Source organism: Arthrobacter silviterrae, from assembly GCF_011045165.1.
In the GTDB taxonomy this organism is placed as follows: Bacteria; Actinomycetota; Actinomycetes; order Actinomycetales; family Micrococcaceae; genus Specibacter; species Specibacter silviterrae.
In genome coordinates, this window is sequence record NZ_JAAKZI010000047.1 from 1 (window position 1) to 23448 (window position 23448).

The following is a 23448-nucleotide window of genomic DNA, read 5'->3' on the forward strand; positions in this document are numbered from 1 at the left end:
TTCACAAACTTATCTGATCTGCTTTCTAAAAGCAAATCCGACAACCAGATTCATTTATTCCGCAATTGATAACCAACTCACGAGTAAACACACATCATTACACCTATTTTCTAGGCCGATGATGTGGTCTGGTTCCATGCCGGGCTGTTCGCCCGGCGGGGTACTTACTCTAACACCTGCCGGCGGCAAAAGCCAAACCAACGGCAGGTGTTAGATCGGGACTGCCCAGCTACCCCTTGGAGCGGACCAGGTAGACGGCGCCAAGGGGCGGAATCCGTAGGCCCACGGAGTACTTTTGCCCGTCCCACGGCCGGTCTTCCCCGGGGAGTGGCGCCGCGTTGACCACATTGGATCCGCCATATTCGGCACTGTCCGTGTTAAGCACTTCTTCCCACTTCCCGGCGGAAGGCACTCCAACGCGGAAGTCTTCATAGGCAACGCCCGCAAAGTTGACGACACACACCAGGGGGTTGCCGGCCCCGTCCCAACGAATGAAGGAAACCACATTGTGCGTGGTGTCACCCCCGTTGATCCAGCTAAAGCCTTCGGGCTTGTTGTCCTGTTCCGAGAGGGCGGGAGTGGTGGAATAGACCTGGTTCAGCTTCTTGACCAGCAATTGGATGCCTCGGTGCGGCGGGTTCTCCGCCAGCCACCAATCAAGTCCGTGCTGTTCGCTCCATTCGGCTTCCTGGCCAAATTCAGTGCCCATAAAGATCAGCTGCTTGCCGGGGTGCGCCCACTGAAACGCCAGGAAGGCACGAAGGTTTGCCAGCTGCTGCCACCTGTCCCCCGGCATCTTGCGCAGCAGCGAGCCCTTGCCGTGGACAACCTCGTCGTGGCTGATGGGCAGCAGGAAGTTTTCCGTAAACGCGTAGACCAGGGAGAAGGTGATTTGGTTGTGGTGCCACCCGCGGTTGACGGGATCCTCCTCCATATAGCTCAGGGAGTCATGCATCCAGCCCATGTTCCACTTGATGCCGAAGCCCAGCCCGCCGGCGCTGGTCGGCGCGGTCACGCCCGGAAATGCCGTGGATTCTTCGGCAATGGTCACGGCACCGGCGTTGCGACGGTAGACGGTTGCGTTCATTTCCTGCAGGAAGCTGATGGCCTCCAGGTTCTCCCGCCCGCCGAATCGGTTGGGGCTCCACTGCCCTTCCTCGCGGGAATAGTCGAGGTAGAGCATGGAGGCGACGGCGTCCACCCGCAGCCCGTCGATGTGGAACTCTTCCATCCAGTAGAGGGCATTTGCCACCAGGAAATTGCGGACTTCGTTGCGGCCAAAGTCAAAGATGAGCGTTCCCCAGTCGGGATGCTCGCCAAGCCGGGGATCGGCGTGTTCGTACTGGGCCGAGCCGTTGAAATTGGCGAGCGCCCATTCGTCCTTGGGAAAATGGGCCGGCACCCAGTCCATGATGACGCCGATGCCGGCCTGGTGCAGCGCATCGACCAGGAAGCGAAATTCGTCGGGGTGGCCAAACCGCGAGGTGGGCGCAAAGTAGGACGTCACCTGGTAACCCCACGAGCCGCCAAACGGATGCTCCGAGACGGGCATGAACTCAACATGGGTGAAACCGAGCCACTTGACGTAGTCCACCAGATCCGTGGCAAGCTCACGGTAGCCCAGCCCCTGCCTCCACGAGCCGAGATGGACCTCATACACGCTCATGGGTGAGTTGTGGGGATCCCGAGCGGCGCGGGCCGCCATCCAGGCCGAGTCCTGAAACGCATAGGTGGACTCCACCACGCGCGAAGCCGTCAGCGGCGGCACCTCCGTGCCGTACGCCATGGGATCAGCCTTTTCCAGCCACTGCCCGTGCTCGGTGAGAATTTCAAACTTGTAGCGTGCACCTGGCTCCACCTCGGGAACGAACAACTCCCAGATCCCGCTTGTCCCCAAACTGCGCATGGCATGCGACCTACCATCCCAGCCATTGAACTCGCCAATGACGCGCACGGCCCGGACCCCCGGAGCCCAGACGGCGAAACTGACGCCGGCGACGTCTCCCATGGCGGAGTGGTAGCGCCGGACATGGGCGCCCAGCACAGTCCACAACGTTTCATGCCGCCCCTCTGCCATGAGGTGCAGGTCAAGTTCGCCAACGGTGGGAAGGTAGCGGTAGGGGTCATCAACCCTGTGCAAACCATCGGCATACCGCACTTCCAGGCGATAATCCGGCACATGCCCGGTTTCCTCCACGGGCACCACGGCAACCCAGATCCCGCCGTGCTCGTGCACCATGGGGAAGCTGCCGCTGCCGGTCACCACCGTCACCGACTCCGCCAAGTGCCGCAAGGTGCGGATGGTTGCCGAACCGTCCTCGCCCAGATGGGCGCCGAGCACGGAATGTGGCGCATAGTGCGTTCCGTCCGAAACACTGGCCAGGATACCCGCATCCACTGCGAGTCTGGCGGCTTTCTTCAGTCCCATGTCCACGCTACTTTCCCTTGATTCAAACAAATTCCGAACGGCCTGCACCGGCACGCCCACCCACTCGGGCCGGTTGTGCAATTCATAAACAACTTCATAAAGTGCCTTGTCCAGCAACAATGCCCGGTAGAGGACGGAGGTCTTCTCCACACTGTTGGGCCACCCGCCCTGGTACCCCTCAATGAACGCCTCGCTGCACGCGTCCGACCAGGCGGAGCCGAATTCGGCGCTGGCCAGGCCCTGCCTGACGGCCTGTGCACCCGCGTAGTCGAAGGAGCGGACCATGCCCACGACGTCGCGCAGCGCCACGTCCGGCTTTCTGCGTTCTGCCAGCGGCCGCAGCGGCTCCCCCTCGAAGTCAAGGAAGTACCAGCGGCTGTTCCCTGGAGTGGGCACATGGATCAGCTGGCCCAGGTGGAGGTCACCGTGGATGTGCTGGACGGGCGGCAGCTCCCGCAAGTGGCGCAGTTGTGCCATGATGTGGTTGAGCTGGCGGTCATAAGGCCCGACGGCGGCCGCCGCGAGCTCCCAGGACCACGCCAGCCGGGCGATGATCGCCTCGACAAACGCCGCGACTTCCTCCCCGGTGCAGCTGAGCTCCCCCAGCGAACTGCGCAGGCTGCCGTGCACGCGGGCCAGCGCCGACCCGATGGCATGGGCCTCCGCGGTAAAGCCTCGGCCGCCCGAAACGGCAGCCAGTGCACTCTCCCAACCGTCCTGCCCGCCTGGAATGAAGGTGTGAATGACAAGAAGCGTGGTCTGGCCGACGCCCTGGCCCGGTTTCGAAACGAGCGGCGGCACCAGTTCCGCCGTGGCGGCGGCACAAAGGGCCGGGACAAAGGCATTGCCGGCCGTCAGGAGCGCCCGGCCCAACTCCACTTCCGGATGCAGGCCGGATTGCAGGACCCGGAAAAACTTTGCGATAAGCGGCCGTCCGCCCAGTTCGAACACGACCGAGCTGTTGGACTGCTCACTGGACATCACACGGACGGACGGCAGCGGCGCGTCGAACCCTTCAACTGATATGGCATCACTGTGCCACGTCGCCACGGCGTCCACTTTCGTGGCACCGGTCAACACCGACAGCCAGGCGTCCATGAATCCAGGGTCGAAAAGGGCGTCGTAAATCCATTCGCCGTCTTCGGTGGTCCCGATCAGGGATGCGTCGGGGAGGTCGCCCTGCCTTCCCTGGTGGACGCCCACGGGGACCTGCAGCGTGACCGGAGTGCCGGCGTCGTCCGTGTCTGCGGACCTGTCCGCGACAGCCGGAGCCGCGGCAGCGAGGTCGATGACCAGCACGCGGTAGGCCGTGCCGGGACGGGCGGACGGGACATCCAACGCCTGGCGCAGGCGCGGGGCCGCCGGGGCACCGTCCTTGAGGGGGTACCAGCGCTGCTGTGGGAGCCAGGGTGACAGCAGGGCGAGGATGTCTGGGCTCATGGGCACCGCTAGCGCCGCACGTGCAGGATGTGGGCCGGTTCCAGGTGCGCATCCAGGCGGAAGTAGTTTTGCCGGCCCCAGTTCCAGGTGGCGCCGGTGATGAGCTCGTCCACGATGAAGGTGCCGTCCGGGGCAAGCCCGTCCAGCTCCAGCGCCTCCAGGTCAAGGGTGACCTGGCCTTCGCGCATGCTGTGGGGGTCCACATTGATGACCACGATGATCGTGTCCTTGCGGGCCGGCTCATCCTTCGTGGCCGCAATGGTCTTGTGCTTGCTGAAAACCAGCGTGGAAGGGTCGGAGCTTCGGTGCAGGGTCAGGTTTTCCAGGTCCAGCAGCGACGGGTGGGCGCGGCGGATCTTGTTCAGCAGCGTGACAAAGGGCGCCAGGGACTTTCCGGCAGCCTCCGCCCCGGCAAAGTCCCTGTCCTTGTACTGGTATTTTTCGTTGTCAATGTTTTCCTCGGAGCCGGGCCGGGCCACGTGCTCAAACAACTCGTAGCCGGCGTACATGCCCCACAACGGGCTGCCCATGGCCGCCAGGATGGCCCGGATCTTGAAGGCGGCCGGCCCCCCGTACTGCAGGAATTCCGTGAGGATGTCAGGGGTGTTGACGAAGAAATTCGGGCGGAAGTAGCCGGCGGATTCGCGGCTGACATGGACCAGGTATTCCTCCAGCTCCTCCTTGGTGTTGCGCCACGTGAAGTAGCTGTAGGACTGCTGGAATCCTGCCCGGCCCAGCGCCGCCATCATGGCCGGGCGCGTGAAAGCCTCCGCCAGGAACACCACGTCAGGGTTTTCGGCGTTGACCGTGCCGATGAGCCATTCCCAGAACCAGACGGGCTTCGTGTGGGGATTGTCGACCCGGAAGATCTTCACGCCGTGGCCGATCCACAACCGCACAATGCGCAGGATTTCCGCGGAAAGCCCGGCCGGATCGTTGTCAAAGTTCAGCGGGTAGATGTCCTGGTACTTTTTCGGCGGGTTTTCCGCGTAGGCGATGGTCCCGTCCACCCGGGTGGTGAACCATTCCGGGTGGGCCGTGGCCCACGGGTGGTCCGGGGCGCACTGCAGAGCCAGGTCCAGCGCCACTTCCAGGCCAAGTTCGTTGGCGGCGGCCACAAACGCGTCAAAGTCGCCAAACGTGCCCAGGTCCGGGTGGATGGAGTCGTGCCCGCCGGCCGCGGAGCCGATGGCCCAGGGCGAGCCGGGATCCGCCGGCCCCGCCACCAGGGTGTTGTTCGGGCCCTTGCGGTTGATGGTGCCGATGGGGTGGATGGGGGGCAGGTACACAACGTCAAAGCCCATGGCGGCGACCGCTGGAAGGCGACGGGCCGCCGTCGTGAATGTCCCGCTGCTCCACAGGCCAGTGGTGGGATCGCGTCGTGCGCCCTCTGAACGGGGGAAGAACTCATACCAGGCGCCACGGCCGGCGGCGTCGCGCTCCACCTGAAGCGGGTAGCGCCGGCTCCGGGTCACCAGGTCCCGCAGCGGGAAGCGCCCGACGGCGGCGCGGACGGCGGGACCGGTGCCGGCGGCCAGGCGGTCGTTGGTGTTGAGGGAGTCATCGGCGAGCGCCTTGGCGGCCTGCTTGAAAACCTTGGCGTCCGCGGGGGCGGGGCATGCCTTGGCCGCCCTGGACAAAAGCTGGCGGCCCTCGGCGAGCATGACATCCACGTCCACGCCGGCGTTGATTTTCACCTGCGCATTGTGGGTCCAGGTGGCGTAGAGGTCCGTCCAGCCCTCCACGGCAAACGACCACTCCCCCACGGTGGCTGGCGTCAGCACGCCGCCCCACGCATCGCTCCCCTTGCCCAGCGGCTTGAGGCGGGTGCGCTGGGCCTCGGCGCCACTGGGGTCGAACAGGACCGCCGTCACGCCAACGGCGTCGTGCCCTTCCCGGAATACGACGGCGCGCACCTGGATGTCGCCGCCGCGCACAGCCTTGGCCGGGAACTTTCCATCCTCAATGACGGGCTGGATGTTGGTGATGGGGATTCTGCCAAAGCGCAGGCCTTCCGTGGGCGACGGCGCTGGCGACGGTTCCGAGGCCGGGTGGGCCGTCGGGGCGGATGCGTGGCGTGCTGGCTTGGAAGTAGTCACAGAGACGACGTTAGCGACTTCGCCCAAATATTCCTAAGGTCTACGGCAAAGTTGGGCGATTCGTCCAGCATGCAGGCAAATTCGGGTGCAGCGCAGGATTCATGACGTCACGAAATCGCTTTTGTGTCCCCGCGAAGCGTTGCGTAAACATTCATGGGTTAGGGTGACCGGCATGAAGGCAAATCGTAGATTCACTGTCCGCACCGTTGTCCCCGAGGAGATTGGTGCCCTGTCCCGCCTGGCAACGAACCTGCGCTGGTCATGGCACCTGCCGACGCGGAGGCTCTTTGAGTCGCTTGATCCGAAATTGTGGGACGAGGTGCGGCACGACCCCCTGGCAATGCTGGCCGCCATCACCCGCGAACAGCTGCTGGCACTGGCTGCCGATCCGGCGGTGGTGGCCGGCGTGGCGGAGGCCGCCCGCAGCCTGGACCAGTACCTCAACGAGCCACGCTGGTACCAGGGCCTGGGCACGGATGCTCCGGCTGCGATCGCCTACTTCTCACCCGAGTTCGGCATCACGGAGGTGCTGCCGCAATATTCCGGCGGCCTGGGCATCCTGGCCGGGGACCACCTCAAGTCCGCCTCCGACCTGGGCGTGCCGCTCATCGGCGTGGGGCTGCTCTACCAGGCCGGCTACTTCAAGCAGTCCCTGTCCAAGGACGCCTGGCAGCAGGAGACGTACCCCCTGCTGGACCCTGACTCGCTGCCGCTGACTCTGCTGCGCGAGGATGACGGGACGCCCGTGCGGATTTCCCTGCCGCTGCCGGACGGCCGGGTGCTGCTGGCCAATGTATGGCGTGCGGATGTGGGCCGGGTGCCCCTGCTGCTGCTGGATTCCAATGTTGCCGAGAACGACGACGCCGCACGGGGCGTGACCGACCGCCTGTACGGCGGGGGCGGGGACCACCGGCTGGCCCAGGAACTGCTGCTGGGCATGGGCGGGGTCAAGGCGCTGCGTGCCTACGCCCGCCTCACCGGCACCCCGGCGCCGGAGGTGTTCCACACCAATGAGGGGCACGCCGGCTTCCTCGGCATTGAGCGCATCCGCGAACTCATGGATGCGTCGGTCACGGAACGCCCGCTGAGCTTTGGCGAGGCACTGGCCGCGGGCAGGGCATCGACGGTGTTCACCACCCACACGCCCGTTCCTGCGGGAATTGACCGCTTCCCGCGCAGCATGATCGAACACTTCTTTGCCGGTGAACTGGCGCCAGGCGTCCCCGTGGCCGAAATCCTGGCGCTGGGCGCCGAGAACTACGACGGCGGCAATCCGGATGTGTTCAACATGGCCGTCATGGGGCTGCGCCTGGCACAGCGGGCCAACGGCGTGGCGAAGCTCCACGGTGTGGTGTCGCGGGAAATGTTTGCCGGGCTCTGGCAGGGCTTCGACCACGACGACGTCCCCATCACGTCCGTGACCAACGGCGTGCACGTGCCCACCTGGGTGGACCCTGCCCTCGCCGAGCTGGCCCGCGAAAAGTTTGGCGCCGACGTGCTCAACGGCCCGGACTGGTCCAAGGTGTACGACGTCAGCGACGCAGACGTCTGGGCCCTGCGCCGCCGCCTGCGCACAGCCCTGGTTGAGGACGCACGGGCCCGCCTGCGGGCCTCGTGGAAGAAGAGGGGCGCCGCGGACGCCCAGCTGGCCTGGACCGATGCCGCCCTGGATCCGGACGTGCTGACCATCGGTTTTGCCCGGCGCGTGCCCACGTACAAGCGCCTGACGCTGATGCTGCGCGACCCCGCCCGGCTCAAGGCCCTGCTGCTGCACCCTGAGCATCCCATCCAGATCATCATCGCCGGCAAGTCCCACCCGGCCGACGACGCAGGCAAGAAGATGATCCAGGACCTGGTCCAGTTCACCGACGACCCGGAAGTCCGCCACCGGATTGTGTTCCTGCCCAACTACGACATCGCCATGGCCCGCACATTGTTCCCCGGCTGCGACGTCTGGTTGAACAACCCCCTCCGCCCGCTGGAGGCCTGCGGAACCTCCGGCATGAAGGCCGCCATCAACGGCTCCCTGAACCTGTCCGTCATGGACGGCTGGTGGGATGAGCTGTACGACGGCGAAAACGGCTGGGCAATCCCCACGGCCAACCAGGGGACCAGCGAGAAGGAACGCGACGACATCGAATCCGCGGCCCTGTACGAACTCCTGGAAACACAGGTGGCGCCGCGCTTCTACGGCGACCTGGTGTCCGCAGGCGCGGGGGCGGCCGGTCCGTCGCAGCCCAGCGGCGACGGGCTGCCGTCGCATTGGATCTCCATGATCAAGCACACCCTGGCCCACCTGGGCCCGGCCGTCTCCGCCGGGCGCATGGTGTCCGAATACGTCCAGCGCCTGTACCAGCCGGCCGCCGAGGCCGGCCGTGCCGCCCGGGCCGACGGCTATGCCGCCACGAAGGAATTCGCGGCCTGGACCGAGAAGGTGCGCGCCGAGTGGGGCGGCCTCCACATAGAGCATGTGGACTCCCACGGCATTTCCGATGAGCCCCAGATCGGGGAAACCATCCAGGTGCGGGCCAACGTGAACCTGGGCGGGCTGAGCCCGGACGATGTCAGTGTCCAGGTGGCCTACGGCCGCGTGGGTGACTCCGACGAACTCAGCGACACCCGCATCCTCACGCTGGATGGCGTCTCAGAGTTGGGTGAGGGCCGCTTCCAATTCACCGCCGACCTGGTCATTGACCGGTCCGGCAGCTTTGGCTACGGCGTCAAGGTGCTGCCCCGCCATGCCGCAATGGCCAATTCCGCCGAGCTGGGACTCATCGCGACGGCCTAGCGCGGCCCGCGCGCCGGGTCAGCGCGGGGCCAGGTCGTTGCGGTAGATCTGCACCGTGTTGGCCTCGACGGGGACGGCGTCCCCTGCCGGGACGCGCGGAACGGAACGGGGCAGCCGGAAGGTGGGTTCGCCGTCGCGGTCCGTCCCCGCGGCGGCGGTGGTCATGCGCAACATGAATGGGCCCGGCTCCGCGGCGGGATCCGTGGCGTAGCGGGGGTTGGCGGGCAGCGTGACCATTTCATCGGTGATGCCGGTGTTGAAGACCACCAGCCCGTCCACCAGGCCGTGGGGCGAACCGATGAGCATGGTCAGGACGCGTTCATGCGGGTTGGTCCATCGTTCAGGCGTCATGGGGAGGCCGTCCGCGCCAAACCAGTGGATAAACGATTCGCCGCCGCGCATGGGGTAGCTGCTGGGCTGCTCTGCGAGGAAGTCCTTGCGGATCTGCAGGAGGCGCCGGGTGGCCGAGAGCATGGTCTTCGCGTCGTCGTCCATGCTCCAGTCCAGCCAGGCGATTTCATTGTCCTGGCAGTAGGCGTTGTTGTTTCCGCCCTGGCTCCGTCCCAGCTCGTCGCCGGCCGTGATCATGGGCACGCCCAGGGCCAGCAGCAGGGTGGCCATCAGGTTCCGGGCAGTGCGGGACCGCTCGGCCAGGATGGCGGGATCGTTGCTGATGCCCTCGACCCCGTGGTTCCAGCTGCGGTTGTGGTCGTGGCCGTCGCGGTTGCCTTCCTGGTTGTCCTCATTGTGCTTGTGGTTGTACGCGGTGAGGTCGGCCAGGGTGAACCCGTCATGGGCCGTCAGCAGGTTGATGGACGCCATGGGGCTGCGACCGGACTGCGCGAACAGCCCTGCCGAGCCGCCAAGGGCGTCTCCCAGCTTGCCCAGGCTTCCGTGGTGGTGCCCGTCCAGCTGGGATGCGCGGTCGGTGAGCCACACGCTGCGGACGTTGTCCCGGAACGAGTCGTTCCAGTCGGACCAGCCGGTGGGGAAGTTGCCCGTCTGCCAGCCGTCGATTCCCATGTCCCAGGGCTCGGCAATGAGCTTGGTGGCAGCCAGGACCCCGTCCGTGGCTGCGGCCAGGAGGAACGGGTGCTGGCTGCTGAACTCATGCGTCCCGTTGCGCGCCAGTGACACGGCCAGGTCAAACCTGAAGCCGTCGACGTGAAATTCCTCCACCCAGTACCGCAGCGAGTCCATGGCCATTCTGATGACATGGGGATTGCCGAAGTTCAGGGAGTTGCCGCAGCCGGTGGTGTCGACGTAGCCGCCGTCGTGCATGCGGTAGTACTGTTCCTCGGCCAGGCCGCGCCAGCTCAGCGCAGGTCCGCCCTGCCCGCCCTCAGCGGTGTGGTTGTAGACCACGTCCAGGATTACTTCAATCCCGGCCATGTGGAGCAGCTTCACCATGCCCTTCAGTTCCGCCTGGACGGCTTCCGGGCCGCGGCGGCGTGCGTCGGCGCTGGCATAGTCCACCTGGGGCGCAAAGAAGCCCAGGGAGTTGTAGCCCCAGTAGTTGCGCATGCCCGTGCCGTGCAGGTGTGGCTCGTCAATGTGGAAGTGGATGGGCAGCAATTGCACGGCGGTCACCCCGAGCTCCTGCAGGTGCTTGATCATCACGGGGTGCGCCATGCCCGCATAGGTGCCCCTGATGTCTTCGGGGATGCCCGGGTGCAGCATGGTCTGGCCGCGCACATGTGCCTCATAGAGCACCGTGTTGCGGCGCGGCGTGTTGGGCCGGACGACATTGCCCCAGTCGAAGTCCGATTGCATGCGCACCGAGACGTATCGCGCCGTGCCGTCCGCGGCCTCGTGTTCGTCAATGTAGCGCCCGTACGGATCCAGCAGCAGCTGGACGGATTCGGGATCCACCTGCAGCAGCTGGCCGGAATCGCTGTCGAACCCCGTGTAGAAGCCGTACCGGCTGCCCACCGGCATGTCGGCAATCAGGCCGTGGTGGACGCCGTCGGTCACGTCAGGCAGCAGGACTGCCTTCCAGGGCCCCCCGGGAGCCTGGTGGCACAGTGCCACCCGGCGGCGGGCAGGCGCATACACGGCAACATTGACGGCATCCGGACCATGCTTTTGGGCCAGGGTGCTCACGCCAAGGGGGAACCGGCGCGACAATCCCATCCCGAGGGTTCCAACGGTTTCGACATCAGTTACCGGCACAGTTAGGCCTGGGTGCTGCGCTGTTTTGAAACCTCGTAGAGGCTGATGCCCACGGCCATGGAAGCGTTCAGGGATTCCATGGCCGAGTTGATCGGGATGGAGACAATCTGGTCGCAGTTTTCACGCACCAGGCGGGAGAGCCCCTTGCCTTCCGAGCCCACCACCAGGCAGATCGGATCCTTGGCCAGGCCAAGGTCGGGCAGGGATACATCGCCTTCGCCGTCCAGGCCCAGCACAAAGTAACCCATCTTCTGGAAGGCGCCGATGGCGCGGTTCAGGTTGGGGGCCTTGGCAACTGGGACGCGCACGGCTGCCCCAGCACTGGTCTTCCAGGCGGCGGCCGTGACTCCGGCACTGCGGCGCTCGGGAATGATCACGGCGTGGCCCGAGAATGCGGACACGCTGCGGATGATGGCGCCCAGGTTGCGGGTGTCCGTGATTCCGTCCAGCGCGACGATGAGCGGGGCATTGGCAATGTGGCCCTTTTTCCACTTGGCCATGACGTCGCTGGCCATGTCCACGGCGTCTTCGTACTCATACGGCGGAATCTGCAGGACGAGGCCCTGGTGGATGGCGTCTTCGGTGAGGCGGTCCAGTTCCGGCTTGTGGGCCTCAAGCAGGGGGATGCCGCGCTCGTTGGCCAGCTTGATGGATTCGCGCACGCGCTCGTCCATGTCCACGCGCACGGCAACGTACAGCGCCTTCGCGGGGATGCCGGCGCGCAGTGCCTCCACCACGGAGTTGCGGCCCGTGACCAGCTCTTCGGTGGCCCGGCCCTTCGGCCCGCTGCTGCGCCGGTTGCTGGTGTGGCCGCCGGCGCCGGCGCTGTGCTTGGCCGCTGAACGCTCGGCAAGCTGCTTGTTCTTGTACGCCTTGTGATAGGTGCGTTCTTCGGCCTTCGGGGTGGGACCCTTGCCCTCAAGTGCCTTGCGGCCCAGTCCGCCCGTGCCCTTGAGGGGACCCTTCTTCAATTTGCGGACGGCGCCGGAGCGGGGATTGTTGGCCATGGTAAAACCCTTACGATTGGTGCGGTGCCGGTTTTTTCAAGGCCCCGAAGTCGTCAAACAAGTATGCCCGCACTCGCATTTTAGGCGCACGGGAGAACGGGATAGTGGACACCCGTAGCTAATAGCTTACGGCCTAGACGCCAATTTCCCGATACGCGGGCCCAAAAGTGCCCTTTCTCACGCCCCGCCCTATCCGGACGCTCGGTTGCAATCGGGGCATTTTTTGGCAACGCTCCCGCAGCCATTGAGGGAGCGTTCGCCAATTTCCACCCACTTGCAACCGAGCGTCGGGGAAAAGTGGCCCGTTTGGAACCGAGGGTCGGTGGGGGTGGGGGGTTAGCGCTTCAGGGACCAGGTGGAGCCGGTTGCCGAGTCGGCCACTTCCACTCCCGCTTCGGCCAGGAGGTCGCGGATCCTGTCCGATTCTGCCCAGTTCTTCTCCGCCCGGGCCCGGGCCCTGGCCTCCAGCTGCGCCGCGACCAGCACGTCCAGGGCGCCCAGCTCGGCCGCCGAGCCGCTCCCCTGCCGCCACTGTGCATCCAAGGGGTTGATTCCCAGCGCCTCAGTCATTCCCATGACAGCCAGGAACGCATCCTGGACTGCGTCCGCATCCCCTGCCGCCAGGGCAGTGTTGCCCGCCCGGACTGTTTCATGGAGCACGGCGAGGGCTGCGGGGATGTTGAGGTCGTCATCCATGGCGGACCGGAAGGCGTCCGGGCGCGTTGCGATGTAGCCAAAATCGTTGCCGGGGAAGAGCAACCCGAGGGCCGCTTTCGCAAACGTCTCAATGCGTTCGACGGCGGCCGCGGCCTCCGTGAGCGAGCCGGGCCGGTAGTCCAGCACCGAGCGGTAGTGCGCCTGGCCCAGGTAGTAGCGGACCACCAACGGCCGGGCGAGTTCCAGCATTTCGCGCGGGTTGATGGTGTTGCCGATGGACTTGGACATTTTTTCACCCTCATAGGTGACCATGCCGTTGTGCATCCAGAAGCTGGCGAAGCCATGGCCGGCCGCCTGCGACTGCGCCATCTCATTTTCGTGGTGCGGGAAGCGCAGGTCCAGCCCGCCGCCGTGGATGTCGAACTCCGTGCCAAGGTACTTCGTGACCATGGCGGAGCATTCCAGGTGCCAGCCGGGGCGGCCGGCACCCCAGGGGGATTCCCAGCGGGCCGTCTCGGGCTCGCCATCCTTGTACCCCTTCCACAGCGCAAAGTCGCGGGAATCTCGCTTGCCCCGGGGGTCGGCGTCGGGCGCGGCCTGCATGTCGTCAATGTTCTGGTGCGTCAGCGAGCCGTACTTGGCCCAGGAGCGCACGTCGAAGTACACGTCGCCGGAATCGTCCAAGGCCGGGTAGGCATGGCCGCGCTCGATGAGCCGGGCAATGAGCGCGTGCATTTCCGGGATGTGGCCGGTGGCGCGGGGCTCGTACGTGGGTTTGAGAATGCCGAGGGCGTCATAGGCGTCCTCGAAGGCCTGCTCAAAGCGGTAGGCGAGGGCCCACCAGGGCTCGCCATTTTCGGCGGCCTTGACCAGGATCTTGTCGTCAATGTCCGTCACATTGCGCACCACGGTGACTTCGTAGCCGGTGGTCTGCAACCAGCGGGTCAGCTGGTCAAAGGCCAGTGCGGAGCGGACGTGCCCGATGTGCGGTTCGCCCTGGACGGTGGCGCCGCAGTAGTACAGCGAAACCCGGCCCTCCCGGAGCGGCGTGAAGTCGCGGACGGCGGCGGTGGCGGAATCATAAAAGCGCAGGGTCACGGCTCTAGGGTATCCTCTCGGGCGGCGGCTTGGGTGGCGGGCTGGTGTTGGCCGCGGCGGTTTACGGTGCCGCCTTGATGACCAGGGCGGTGGCGACGGCCGTGATGCCCTCGCCGCGGCCTGTGAAACCCAGTGCATCCGAGGTGGTGGCACTGACGGAGACCGGCGCACCGGCCGCGGCACCCAGCACGGCTTCGGCTTCGGCCCGGCGCGGGCTGAACTTGGGCCGGTTTCCGATGAACTGGACGGCAATGTTGCCGATCTCAAATCCTGCCGCGCGGACAATGCGCGCGGCCTCGGCCAGCAGTGTTGCACCGCTGGCACCCTTCCATTCGGGGCGGTCCGTGCCAAAGTGCGTGCCCAGATCCCCCACCCCGGCGGCGGAAAACAAGGCGTCAGCGGCGGCGTGGGCCACTGCGTCGCCATCGGAATGGCCGGACAGGCCCGGCTCGCCTTCCCACAGCAGGCCCGCCAGCCACAGCGGGACCTTCGTGCCGGCGTCGTCCATTTCCGGGGCAAAGGCATGGACGTCGACGCCTATCCCGGTGCGGGGCAGCCCGCTCCACCCGCCGGCCATCGCCTAGCCCTCCACCCAGCGCGGGCGGAGCGGGCCCTGCAGCATGGCCTCGGCCAGCAAAAGGTCCGTGGGGGTGGTGATTTTCAGGCTGTGCGCTGAGCCCTGGACCACGTAGACGTCCTCGCCGATGGCCTCCACCAGCATGGCGTCATCGGTGACCTGGGCGGCGGCTGCGGCATCGAGGGTGAGCGCATGCGCATGGGCGCGGCGCAGGGTCTCCAGCTCAAATCCCTGCGGCGTCTGCACGGCGCGGAGCCGGCTGCGGGGCGGGGTGCCGGACACCTTTTCCACACCGGCCCCCGTGGCAGGAAGCTCGGTTGGCACCACGGTCTTGATGGTGTCCACCACGGCCAGGGCCGGGATCACTGCCCTCGCGCCGTCGCGCAGCGCGGCCGTGACCCGTTCAAACACGCCCGACGGCGTCAGCGGGCGCGCGCCGTCGTGGACCAGGACCGTGGTGATGCCCTCCGCCATGACGGCCAGCGCGGCCCGCACGGATTCGGACCTGTCCGCACCGCCTTCGACGACGGACCACAGGATTCCGGGGCCGGCCTGTTCCTGGAGATCGGCACAGATGCCAGCCATTTCCGGATCGCCCGGAGGGATGGCAATGCAAATCTGGGCTGCGATGCCAGCGTTGACCACCCCAAGGACGGCGTGGGCCAGCATGGGCTCCCCGCCCAGCGGCACCCTGGCCTTGGGGACCCCGAATCCCAGCCGCTGCCCGGAACCGGCAGCAACGATCACGACGGCGCAGCTGCCGTTTAGTTCATCACTCATGTCTCCACAGTAGCGCCGGGATGCAAGGAACCCCGGCACCGTGTGGTGCCGGGGTTCCTTGTTAGTGCGTGGGGCATTGCCTCAACTATGAGGCCAGGACCTCGTCAAGAACTTCTGCTGCGCGGTCCTCGTCAGTCTTTTCCGCCAGGGCAAGCTCGGAAATGAGGATCTGACGGGCCTTGGCCAGCATGCGCTTCTCGCCTGCTGAAAGGCCACGGTCGTGGTCGCGGCGCCAGAGGTCGCGGACAACTTCTGCAACTTTGATGACGTCACCGGATGCAAGCTTCTCCAGGTTGGCCTTGTAGCGGCGGGACCAGTTGGTGGGCTCCTCCGTAAACTCGGCACGAAGAACTTCAAAGACGTGCTGCAAGCCTTCCTTGCCCACAACGTCGCGGACCCCGACAAGGTCGACGTTTTCTGCGGGCACTTCGATGGTTAGATCCCCCTGGGCCACCTTGAGCTTGAGATACATCTTCTCTTCACCCTTGATGGTGCGCATCTTGATCTCTTCGATCTTTGCTGCGCCGTGGTGTGGGTAAACTACTGTCTCGCCGACCTCAAAAAGCATGTGGATTCTCCCTTTCCAATAGTCCTAGTTTACCACGAATAAAGGGCCGCTCCCTTGAGTTTCCGCAGGTCAGGGCGCATTGGGGATACGCTGAAGGCACAATTGTTCCAACAATTGGAGATTCCCTTGGGCCTTGACTAAACGCCGCGAAGGTGCAGTGCAGTGAACCGCGGCAGCCCCAGCAGCTTCATGTGGCCGGCCCAAAAGCGGGCTTTTGCCGCCAATGCGGATAAGCTGGTCCGAGATAATTGTTCTTTCCATGAGGAGTTACTGACGTGAGAACCGCTGCCGGCATCCCCGGTGCCAAACGAGTACAGCGCCTTGGCCTGATTGCCGCCATTGGCGTCGGGGCCCTTGCGTTTACCGGTTGCAGTGCCATCAACCAGCAAAGCACCACCATCGTCTACTCCGCCTCCGACGGCGTGCGCATGGACATGGGCCACCTGGAATTGCGCAACGTCATGATTGTCTCCAACGGCAATGACGCCCCCGGCCACGTCGCCGGCACGTTCTACAACACCTCCACCTCCGACATCACCCTGACCTTCAGCGGCGACCAGGGCTCCCAGACCGAAGTGACCGTCAAGCCCGGCATTCCCCTGGTCCTGAACGCGGCGAACGACAAGGCCACGCTCAGCACCGTCAAGGCTGCAGCAGGCGCCATGGAGGTCCTCCAGCTGCGCCAGTCCGGCGGCGCTTCCGAAACGGGCCAGCTGAACGTGCCCGTGCTGAACGGGACCCTGAACGAATACAAGGACCTGCTGCCCACCGCGACCGCGGTTGCCGCGCCGTAAGGACTGTTTTCCAGTTGTAAAACAGGAAGGCCGGCCACCCCATGGGGGTGGCCGGCCTTCCTGTTCTGCTTAGTTGCTTGCTGCAGAGCTGCACACGTGGTGGACGTTGCAGCTGCCTCCGGCGACGTCCACGGTGGCGGTGCCCAAAACGGCCCCGGACACGGCATCCCTCACCGTGGCAATAATCGTGTAGTTGCCCTTCTTCGCGTAACTGTGGACGGCGCTGAACGCACCCCCAGCCACGGGGACGGCCACGGGGGCGCTGCCGTCGCCGAATTCGAGGGTGGCGGAGGTGAGCGCTCCGTTGCCCAGCGGGGCCAGGGCCACAGTGCCGCTGGCGGCAATGGTCACCCCTGGTCCCTGGGCGGGAGAGGTTTCCACGGCTTGGGCACTGACGACGGCGGCCTGGTAGCCGGGTGCCGCGTTCAGCGGGGAGGGGACGCCGCCCAGGCTGGTGCCGCGGTCCACCAGGGTGAATGAATCCGGACCCTGGGCGTCCCGTTCGGTGGTTAGCGCCACGGCCAGGGTGTTTTTCCCGTTGGCGTTCAGGAAGCCGCGGGGGATGGTGAACGTGTCCTGCGGTCCCACATTGCCCACCCAAGTGCCGATGTTCCACCCGTTGACGTAGATCACGGCGCGGGCATAGTCCTGGCGGCCGGCGTCGAACTTGGCGTCGTTGACCTTAAGGGCCATCGCGGTGTCGGTCCCGGCAGGGATGTTGAGGTCGAAGTTGGTGCGGTACCAGGTGATTCCTGCCTTGGCGGGCTTGAAGGAGCTGGCATCGGCCCACGCGCTGTCCGGATAGCCGGGCAGGTACCAGCCGGCACGCTCACCGTACAGTCCGCCGGTGTTGTACATGGTCCGGGCCGTGTCCACAGGGGCGGCCTTGTCCTTGGCGCCCTGCAGTTTCCAGGTCACGGCACCGGTGCTCGGCAGGATGGCGTCGTACAGGCCGCGGTTCTGGCGCGAGAGCCCGTCGTCGGACCAGTCAAGGTTTTGCCCGTTGTTGCGGACCACGGTGGATACCACCGTGTCCTGGCCGGCCTTGATGACCCCTGCGGGCACCGTGAAGGTCTTCATGCCGCCGTCGGCACCGGCCGCTCCCACGTAGCTTCCGTTGACCCAGACCAGCATATCCGCGGCGTTGCCGCCCTGGCCCTTCAGCTGGATGCTGGTGGCATTGGAGGAGGCTGTGAAGCGGGCCCGGTACCAGGTGTCGCCTTCGTAGTAGCCGTAGAATGCGGTGTCCAGGACCTTGCCCTGGTTGGGGCCGGGACCCTGGCGGGTGTTGGCCGCAGTGGTGGCGTTGGCCTCCTGCCAGGCGGAGTCGTCAAACGCGACGGCGGATTCGGGGTTTTCGCCCGAAACCTTCCAGTTGGCCAGCGCCGGAAGCGCGGATGCAACCGGTCCGCCCAGTTGTGCCACGAGCTGGCCGTCGGCGCCCTGGGTGGTGGCCAGCGGCTGCCCGTTCCACGTTGCCTTGGTGATGCCGGCGGGAACGTAAATGTTGGCGGTGCGTGCCGTGGTGGTGTCGCCAACCAGGTTGACGGTGTCGCCGTCGAACTGGGCAGTGCGGAGCAGGTCGACGCCGGTGGCCAGGACTGTCTTGTTGCCGCCGGTCCCCTGTGCGACGCCGTCGAGCATCCATTGCCGGCCGGTCTGGGTGCGGTCGGTGGTCAGGATGGTCAGCTGGGGCGCGCCGCCGCCTGTGATCTTGACGGCCGTGTTGTTGCCGTGCACATAGTTCAGGCGCAGCGTCTTGCCGCCGGCGTCCCAAGTCGATTCAACCGGGGTGCCGCTGAGGGTGGTGACCTGCGGTTCGGAGGCGTACTGCAGGACGGTCTCGCCGTCGTCGCCCTTGGAGCCGTTGAGGGTCAGGAGGGTGCCGCCCGCCACGGGCATCTTGGCAAACAATTCCGAGGTGCTGTACATCAGCTTCTGCCCGTCAAAGGCGTAGTCGGCAATGACCATGCTGGCGTCGCGGCCGTGCATGCTCATGAAGGTGCCGGCCTTCTGCGGGATGCGGGGGAAGGTGATGGAATCGTCGGCTGGCGGCGTGGTGCCGTCCGAGGCCCTGATGACGTCAAAGGCGTCGACACTGACGAAGGTGCCCTGGCTGTTGGGGTCCTTCTGGCCGGTCACCACAATCTTGATGGTGTGCTGGACGGAAGGGTCCAGGCCGTCCTTTTGGAAGCCCACCACTTGGGAGGAGGCGTTTTGTGCCCCGTAGGTGTTGAACGTGCCGGCCTTCACGCCGTCGATGTAGACGTCGCCGATGCCGTGGTTGCTGGCCTCGGGGGCGATGACGCGAATGCCGGGGCCGGTGAACGTGTACTCCAGGTAGTCCCCGGTGGTGTTGCTGAACGTCTCGGTGTCCTGGTAGTCGCCGGCGGTCCAGGACTGGCCGCTGGCGTGTGTCCAGGAGCCCGTGTACTTGATGGCCGTGGTGTCGGTGTCATCGGTGGTGTAGCTGGCCGCGACCACATCCTTGCGCGGGGAGAGGGTAAGCGGGAAGGAGTATTTCAGCTCTGCCGTGCTGTTGCTGTCACCTTGGCGGAAGCCCAGGAAGCGGGCGCCGTTGCCGGTGACGGACGCGGCGGCTTGGTCCTCCGTGGCGATGCGCTGGTAGGACTTGATGGTGCCGGCGCCGCCATCCACAGTGACTGGGACGGCCGCCTGGGGGACCATGTTGGAGATCGGTGCAAAGTCCTGCTGGAAGTATCCAAGCTCCTTTTGCACCGTCGCCTTGGGGGTCAGCTGGCGGTTTTCATTGATGGCCGCACCATAGTCGTAGGACGTGAAGCCCGACGACGGCGATCCGGTCCAGCCCCAATTGGTGCCGCCGTATTCCATGTAGTAGTTGAACATGTTGGTCCCGTTGCTGAGGTTGTTTACCCCGTATTGGCGGGTGAAGGCAGGGTCCACGAAGTCCGCACACTTGTTCGTGTTGAAGCTGGCGCCCCAGGGGGTGAAGGCGCCGCCCTGGCCTTCGGCGATGAACAGGGGGCTGGTGGCGGTCAGGGCCCGCAGGCGTGATTCCATGTCAGGGACCTGGCCGCGGCCGGACGAGCACGTGAAGCCGAGCGGGTAGTTGTCAAAGGCGTAGTAGTCCAGCCCCACGTTTCCGCCGGCCTTCCCGCTGCCGGGCACGTATGCCCCGTTGGCGCCGTAGTCGTTGTGGAAAAGCGGGACGGTAATGCCGTCACCCTTGATCTTTGTCACCAGCGCCTTCATGTACGCCGGGCGGTCCCCGCCTTCATTCAGCAGCTCGTTTTCCGCCTGGTAGGTGACTATGGAGCCGCCGCCGTCGGTGACCTGGTGCTTCTTGGCGATCTTGTCGAAGGCATCGATCCACGACAGCGATTCCTTGAGCACGGCAGGGTCGGTGCTGCGCAGGGAACCCGCGCCGCTCTTGGTCAGGTAGGCAGGGAGGCCGCCCATGGAGATTTCGGCATTGACATAGGGGCCCGGGCGGGCAATGACATACAGGCCCTCCTCCTGGGCCATGGTCAGGAGGAGATTGATGTCCTTGATGCCGGTGAAGTCAAACTTGCCGGGCTCCGTGGAATGCAGTCCCCAGAAAAAGTACAAGGACACCGCGTTGAAGCCGCTGGCGCGCATTTTTTGGAAGACGTCCCGCCAGTCGCCGGGGCTGGGAAGGCGCCAATAATGGAACTCGCCGGAGAACACATTGAGCCGCTTGCCGTCCACCATCATCGACTTGGAATCGGTGGTGACTTTGTGGGGCTTGCCGTCGTTGCCCGGGAAGATGACCTTGGGTGAATCGGCGGACACGGCGGCCCCCGCGGCTGGCTGCTGGCCGGGGGCGGTCCCCGCAGCCCCGGTGGCGTGCGCCGGGCCGGAGACTGCCATCAACCCCATGGCAGCGGTGGCGAGGATGGCTGCGAATTGCACGCCCTTTCCCCGGCCTGGCGCGTGTGATGATCGAACATTCATGGTGGTGGATCCCTTTGTTATGGCGACCCCCAGGCCGCGGCAAAGTGTTATCCAAATCACAGTAAAAGTTTCGACGGTCAATTACAACCAAAATCAAACACTACTTCCCACATTTCGTGGGTGTTTTTGTTTGAGACGGAGCTGAGCGTTTACGGCTCGAACTTGTACCCGAGCCCGCGCACCGTCACCAGGAACCTCGGCGCCGCCGGATCCGGCTCGATCTTGCCGCGGATGCGCTTCACGTGGACGTCAAGGGTTTTGGTGTCCCCCACATAATCGGCCCCCCACACCCTGTCGATCAGCTGGCCCCGCGTCAGCACCCGGCCGGCATTGCGCAACAGCATCTCCAGCAGTTCAAATTCCTTCAGCGGAAAGGAGACGCCTTCCCCGTGCACCGTCACCACGTGGCGTTCCACATCCATGCGCACCGGACCGGCGTGGACGGTGGAGCTGACTAGTTCCTCCGGCTCCCCCTGGCGGCGCAGCACGGCCCGGATCCGGGCAATGAGCTCCCGGGAGGAATACGGCTTCGTGACATAGTCGTCCGCGCCCAGCTCGAGGCCCACCACCTTGTCGATCTCGGAGTCCTTGGCGGTGAGCATGATGATCGGGACGGTGGAGCGCTGGCGCAGGTGCTTGCACACCTCGGTGCCGCTCATGCCCGGCAGCTGCAGGTCGAGCAGCACCAGGTCGGCGCCGCCGCGCTCAAACGCCACCAGCGCGTCCAGGCCGTTGTCGGCCACCTCAACCTCATACCCCTCCTTTGACAACAGGAACGACAGGGGATCGCTGATGGACTCTTCGTCTTCAACAATCAAAATTCTGCTCAAGCTCGTCGTGCTCCTTGGTTTGGCTTGGTGTGGTCTTTGCGAAGATCCCCCGCCTGGCGGTGAATCAGCCTTGGTTCCGGGCAGCGGGAAGTCCCCCGCCGGCTTCGTTGGCCACAAAGGTCATTTGCGGCAGGCGCACCGTGAACGTGGACCCCGTCTTGGGCGCCGACCAGAGCGTCACCTCGCCGCCGTGGTTGCCCACAATGTGCTTGACGATGCTCAGCCCCAGCCCCGTCCCGCCGGTATGCCGGGACCGCGCCGCATCCACGCGGTAGAAACGTTCAAACACGCGGTCCTGGTCTTCGGGGCTCATGCCGTCACCCTGGTCGGACACGCTGACGTTCACCACGCCGTCCCCCACCGACAACCCGATCCCCACCTGGGTGTTTTCCGGGGAATACCGCACGGCGTTGTCGATCAGGTTGCGCAGCGCGGTCACCAGTTGGCTTTGGTCCCCATGAACGACGGCGGCCACTTTGGGGCCCACCGCAATCGTGATGTTCTTGCTCTGCGCCGGCAGGCGGGTCCTGTCCACGGCCTCGGCGATCACGGCGTTCATGTCCACGGCCGTGACCGCCTGGTTGATGTCCTTGCTTTGCAGCCGCGACAGCTCGATGATGTCCTGCACCAGGGCCGCGAGCCGGGCCGATTCGGTCATCATGCGGGACGCGAAGCGGCGCACTGCTGCCTCGTCGTCCGGGGATGATTCCATTGCCTCGGCCAGCAGGGAAATGGCGCCGACGGGAGTCTTGAGTTCGTGGGACACATTGGCCACAAAATCGTTCCGGACGGCCTCCGTGCGCGCAATTTCGGTGCGGTCGTCGGCCAGCAGCAGGATGTACTCCTCGCCCAGCGGGGCCACCCGGACCTGGATCACCAGGGAACCCTGCGCGGGGGCGCTGCCCGGCACGGCTTCCGAGACCTGCGCGGCCGCGACCGGGGCACCCTGCCCGGGCGCCGGTGCGGCGCCTGGCACTGCGGCGGCAGCCGGCAGCACCAGCCGCGGCAGGACCAGGTCGCGTTCTTCGATCACGCCGTCGCGGCGCACCCGGTGGGCCAGTTCCAGCAGCTGCTGGTGGACCACGGTGTGGCCCCTGACCAGCCCAAAGGCGTAGGCGCCGGGGCTGGCCCGCACCACGCCGTCCACTATGTCAATGACAATGAACGCCTTGCCCACCACGGACAGGACCTCGGCGGAACCGTCGGGCAGGGCCGGTTCACGCACGTCCACGGTCTGGCGGCGGGACCGTTCACTGGCGCTGAAGGCGAGCATGCCAAACACGCCCAGGGCCAGGCCGATCAGCCCGGCGGCAACTCCAGTCAGCAAAGGGTTCACAGACCAAGACTATGCGCAGATGCACCCCCAATACCGCAAAGTTTGCCCGGCCGCCCTCCCGTTCAACTAACGTTCACCTTGCGGTGCCGCCTTGTTCATCCAAGGATGGGAGGGTGGGTCATGATCGAGCCCACCTGTAGGCTGGGCTGTCCACGAAAGGAAACACGCGTGCGTAAAGTTTTTCAGGCCGAACTCCACCAAATTGGGGAGGGCTTGATTGAAATCTCATCGCTGGTGAATGACGCCATCGAGAAGTCCACCGCAGCTTTCGCCGCGGCCGACTTGCAGGCTGCCCAGGAGGTCATTGCAGCCGACGCCCGCATCGACTTCCTGCAAAATGACCTTGACGAGCGCGCCATTGACGTCCTCGCGCTGCAGGGCCCGGTGGCCAGCGACCTGCGCATGATCGTGGGCTCGCTGCGCATGAGCGCCTCCCTGGAACGCATGGGCGACCTGGCCCGGCACATCTCCCAGCTGACCCGGCTGCGCTACCCGAACCCCGTGATTCCGGCGGCGCTCGTGGAGACGTTTGCCGAAATGGCCCGCCAGGACATCGTCATCGCCCAGAAGGTGTCCGAGCTGCTGGATCTGCGTGACCTAGAACTGGTCAGCGACATCCTGGCCGCAAAGGCCGCCATCAACAAGCTCCACAAGACCGTCTTCTCCACCATGGCAGCCCCGGAGTGGACCGAATCCCCCGCCACGACGGTGGACGTCACCCTGGCCAGCCGCTACTTCGAGCGGTTTGGCGACCATGGCGTCTCCGTGGCCCGCAAGGTGTCCTACCTGGTCACCGGCGAATGGCAGCCCGAGGACTTCCTGGCCGGCTGATCTGCTGCTTGGGCGCCCCGAACTCTTGGGGCTCGATGCTCGCAGAGCTCGCTGCTCGACCACCGGCACGACGGCGGGCGGGGGGC

Annotated in this window: 14 protein-coding genes; 3 read left to right on the forward strand and 11 right to left on the reverse strand. The window is 65.5% G+C overall.

What is annotated here, in order from left to right; genetic code table 11:
- Positions 1-229: 229 nt before the first annotated feature.
- Both glgB and G6N77_RS18120 read right to left on the reverse strand, forming a co-directional pair.
- Positions 230-3868, reverse strand: a complete 3639-nt coding sequence (gene glgB, locus G6N77_RS18115; RefSeq protein WP_165183569.1) for a 1,4-alpha-glucan branching protein GlgB — start codon at positions 3866-3868, stop codon at positions 230-232.
- A gap of 8 nt (positions 3869-3876) precedes the next feature.
- A complete protein-coding gene (locus G6N77_RS18120; RefSeq protein WP_370875232.1) occupies positions 3877-5967 on the reverse strand; it encodes an alpha-1,4-glucan--maltose-1-phosphate maltosyltransferase in 2091 nt (696 codons plus the stop codon).
- A gap of 172 nt (positions 5968-6139) precedes the next feature.
- On the opposite strand from G6N77_RS18120, the gene glgP reads away from it, so the two are divergent.
- Positions 6140-8755: an alpha-glucan family phosphorylase gene (gene glgP, locus G6N77_RS18125; protein WP_205678407.1), complete on the forward strand. Its 2616-nt coding sequence runs from the start codon at positions 6140-6142 to the stop codon at positions 8753-8755.
- 18 nt (positions 8756-8773) lie between these two features.
- Here glgP and glgX read toward each other — a convergent pair whose 3' ends face one another.
- The 6 genes from glgX to G6N77_RS18155 form a co-directional block, all read right to left on the reverse strand.
- On the reverse strand, positions 8774-10858 hold the full coding sequence (gene glgX / locus G6N77_RS18130) for a glycogen debranching protein GlgX (RefSeq protein ID WP_338083840.1): 2085 nt from the start codon (positions 10856-10858) through the stop codon (positions 8774-8776).
- A 71-nt stretch (positions 10859-10929) separates the two neighbouring features.
- Positions 10930-11934, reverse strand: a complete 1005-nt coding sequence (gene rlmB / locus G6N77_RS18135) for a 23S rRNA (guanosine(2251)-2'-O)-methyltransferase RlmB (RefSeq protein WP_165183573.1) — start codon at positions 11932-11934, stop codon at positions 10930-10932.
- 336 nt (positions 11935-12270) lie between these two features.
- Positions 12271-13689 (reverse strand): cysteine--tRNA ligase, encoded by a 1419-nt coding sequence (cysS, locus tag G6N77_RS18140; protein ID WP_165183574.1) that lies wholly within the window; start codon positions 13687-13689, stop codon positions 12271-12273.
- Between the two features lie 61 nt (positions 13690-13750).
- Positions 13751-14266, reverse strand: coding sequence for a 2-C-methyl-D-erythritol 2,4-cyclodiphosphate synthase (gene ispF / locus G6N77_RS18145; protein WP_165183575.1), 516 nt, complete (start codon positions 14264-14266; stop codon positions 13751-13753).
- A gap of 3 nt (positions 14267-14269) precedes the next feature.
- Positions 14270-15046: a 2-C-methyl-D-erythritol 4-phosphate cytidylyltransferase gene (gene ispD / locus G6N77_RS18150; protein ID WP_165183576.1), complete on the reverse strand. Its 777-nt coding sequence runs from the start codon at positions 15044-15046 to the stop codon at positions 14270-14272.
- Positions 15047-15131: 85 nt separating this feature from the next.
- Positions 15132-15614, reverse strand: coding sequence for a CarD family transcriptional regulator (locus tag G6N77_RS18155; RefSeq protein WP_165183577.1), 483 nt, complete (start codon positions 15612-15614; stop codon positions 15132-15134).
- Between the two features lie 275 nt (positions 15615-15889).
- Between G6N77_RS18155 and G6N77_RS18160 the strand changes: the two genes are divergently transcribed.
- Positions 15890-16408, forward strand: coding sequence for a hypothetical protein (locus G6N77_RS18160; protein WP_165183578.1), 519 nt, complete (start codon positions 15890-15892; stop codon positions 16406-16408).
- A gap of 69 nt (positions 16409-16477) precedes the next feature.
- Here G6N77_RS18160 and G6N77_RS18165 read toward each other — a convergent pair whose 3' ends face one another.
- From G6N77_RS18165 to G6N77_RS18175, 3 genes are all read right to left on the reverse strand, one after another.
- On the reverse strand, positions 16478-20323 hold the full coding sequence (locus G6N77_RS18165) for a beta-galactosidase (protein WP_165183579.1): 3846 nt from the start codon (positions 20321-20323) through the stop codon (positions 16478-16480).
- A gap of 191 nt (positions 20324-20514) precedes the next feature.
- Positions 20515-21195, reverse strand: coding sequence for a response regulator transcription factor (locus G6N77_RS18170; protein WP_165183580.1), 681 nt, complete (start codon positions 21193-21195; stop codon positions 20515-20517).
- Between the two features lie 64 nt (positions 21196-21259).
- Positions 21260-22522 carry a sensor histidine kinase gene (locus G6N77_RS18175; RefSeq protein ID WP_165183582.1) on the reverse strand — a complete coding sequence of 421 codons (1263 nt, stop codon included), beginning with the start codon at positions 22520-22522 and terminating at the stop codon, positions 21260-21262.
- Between the two features lie 177 nt (positions 22523-22699).
- Here G6N77_RS18175 and phoU point away from each other — a divergent pair, with 177 nt between their 5' ends.
- A complete protein-coding gene (gene phoU / locus G6N77_RS18180; protein ID WP_165183581.1) occupies positions 22700-23362 on the forward strand; it encodes a phosphate signaling complex protein PhoU in 663 nt (220 codons plus the stop codon).
- Positions 23363-23448: the final 86 nt, after the last annotated feature.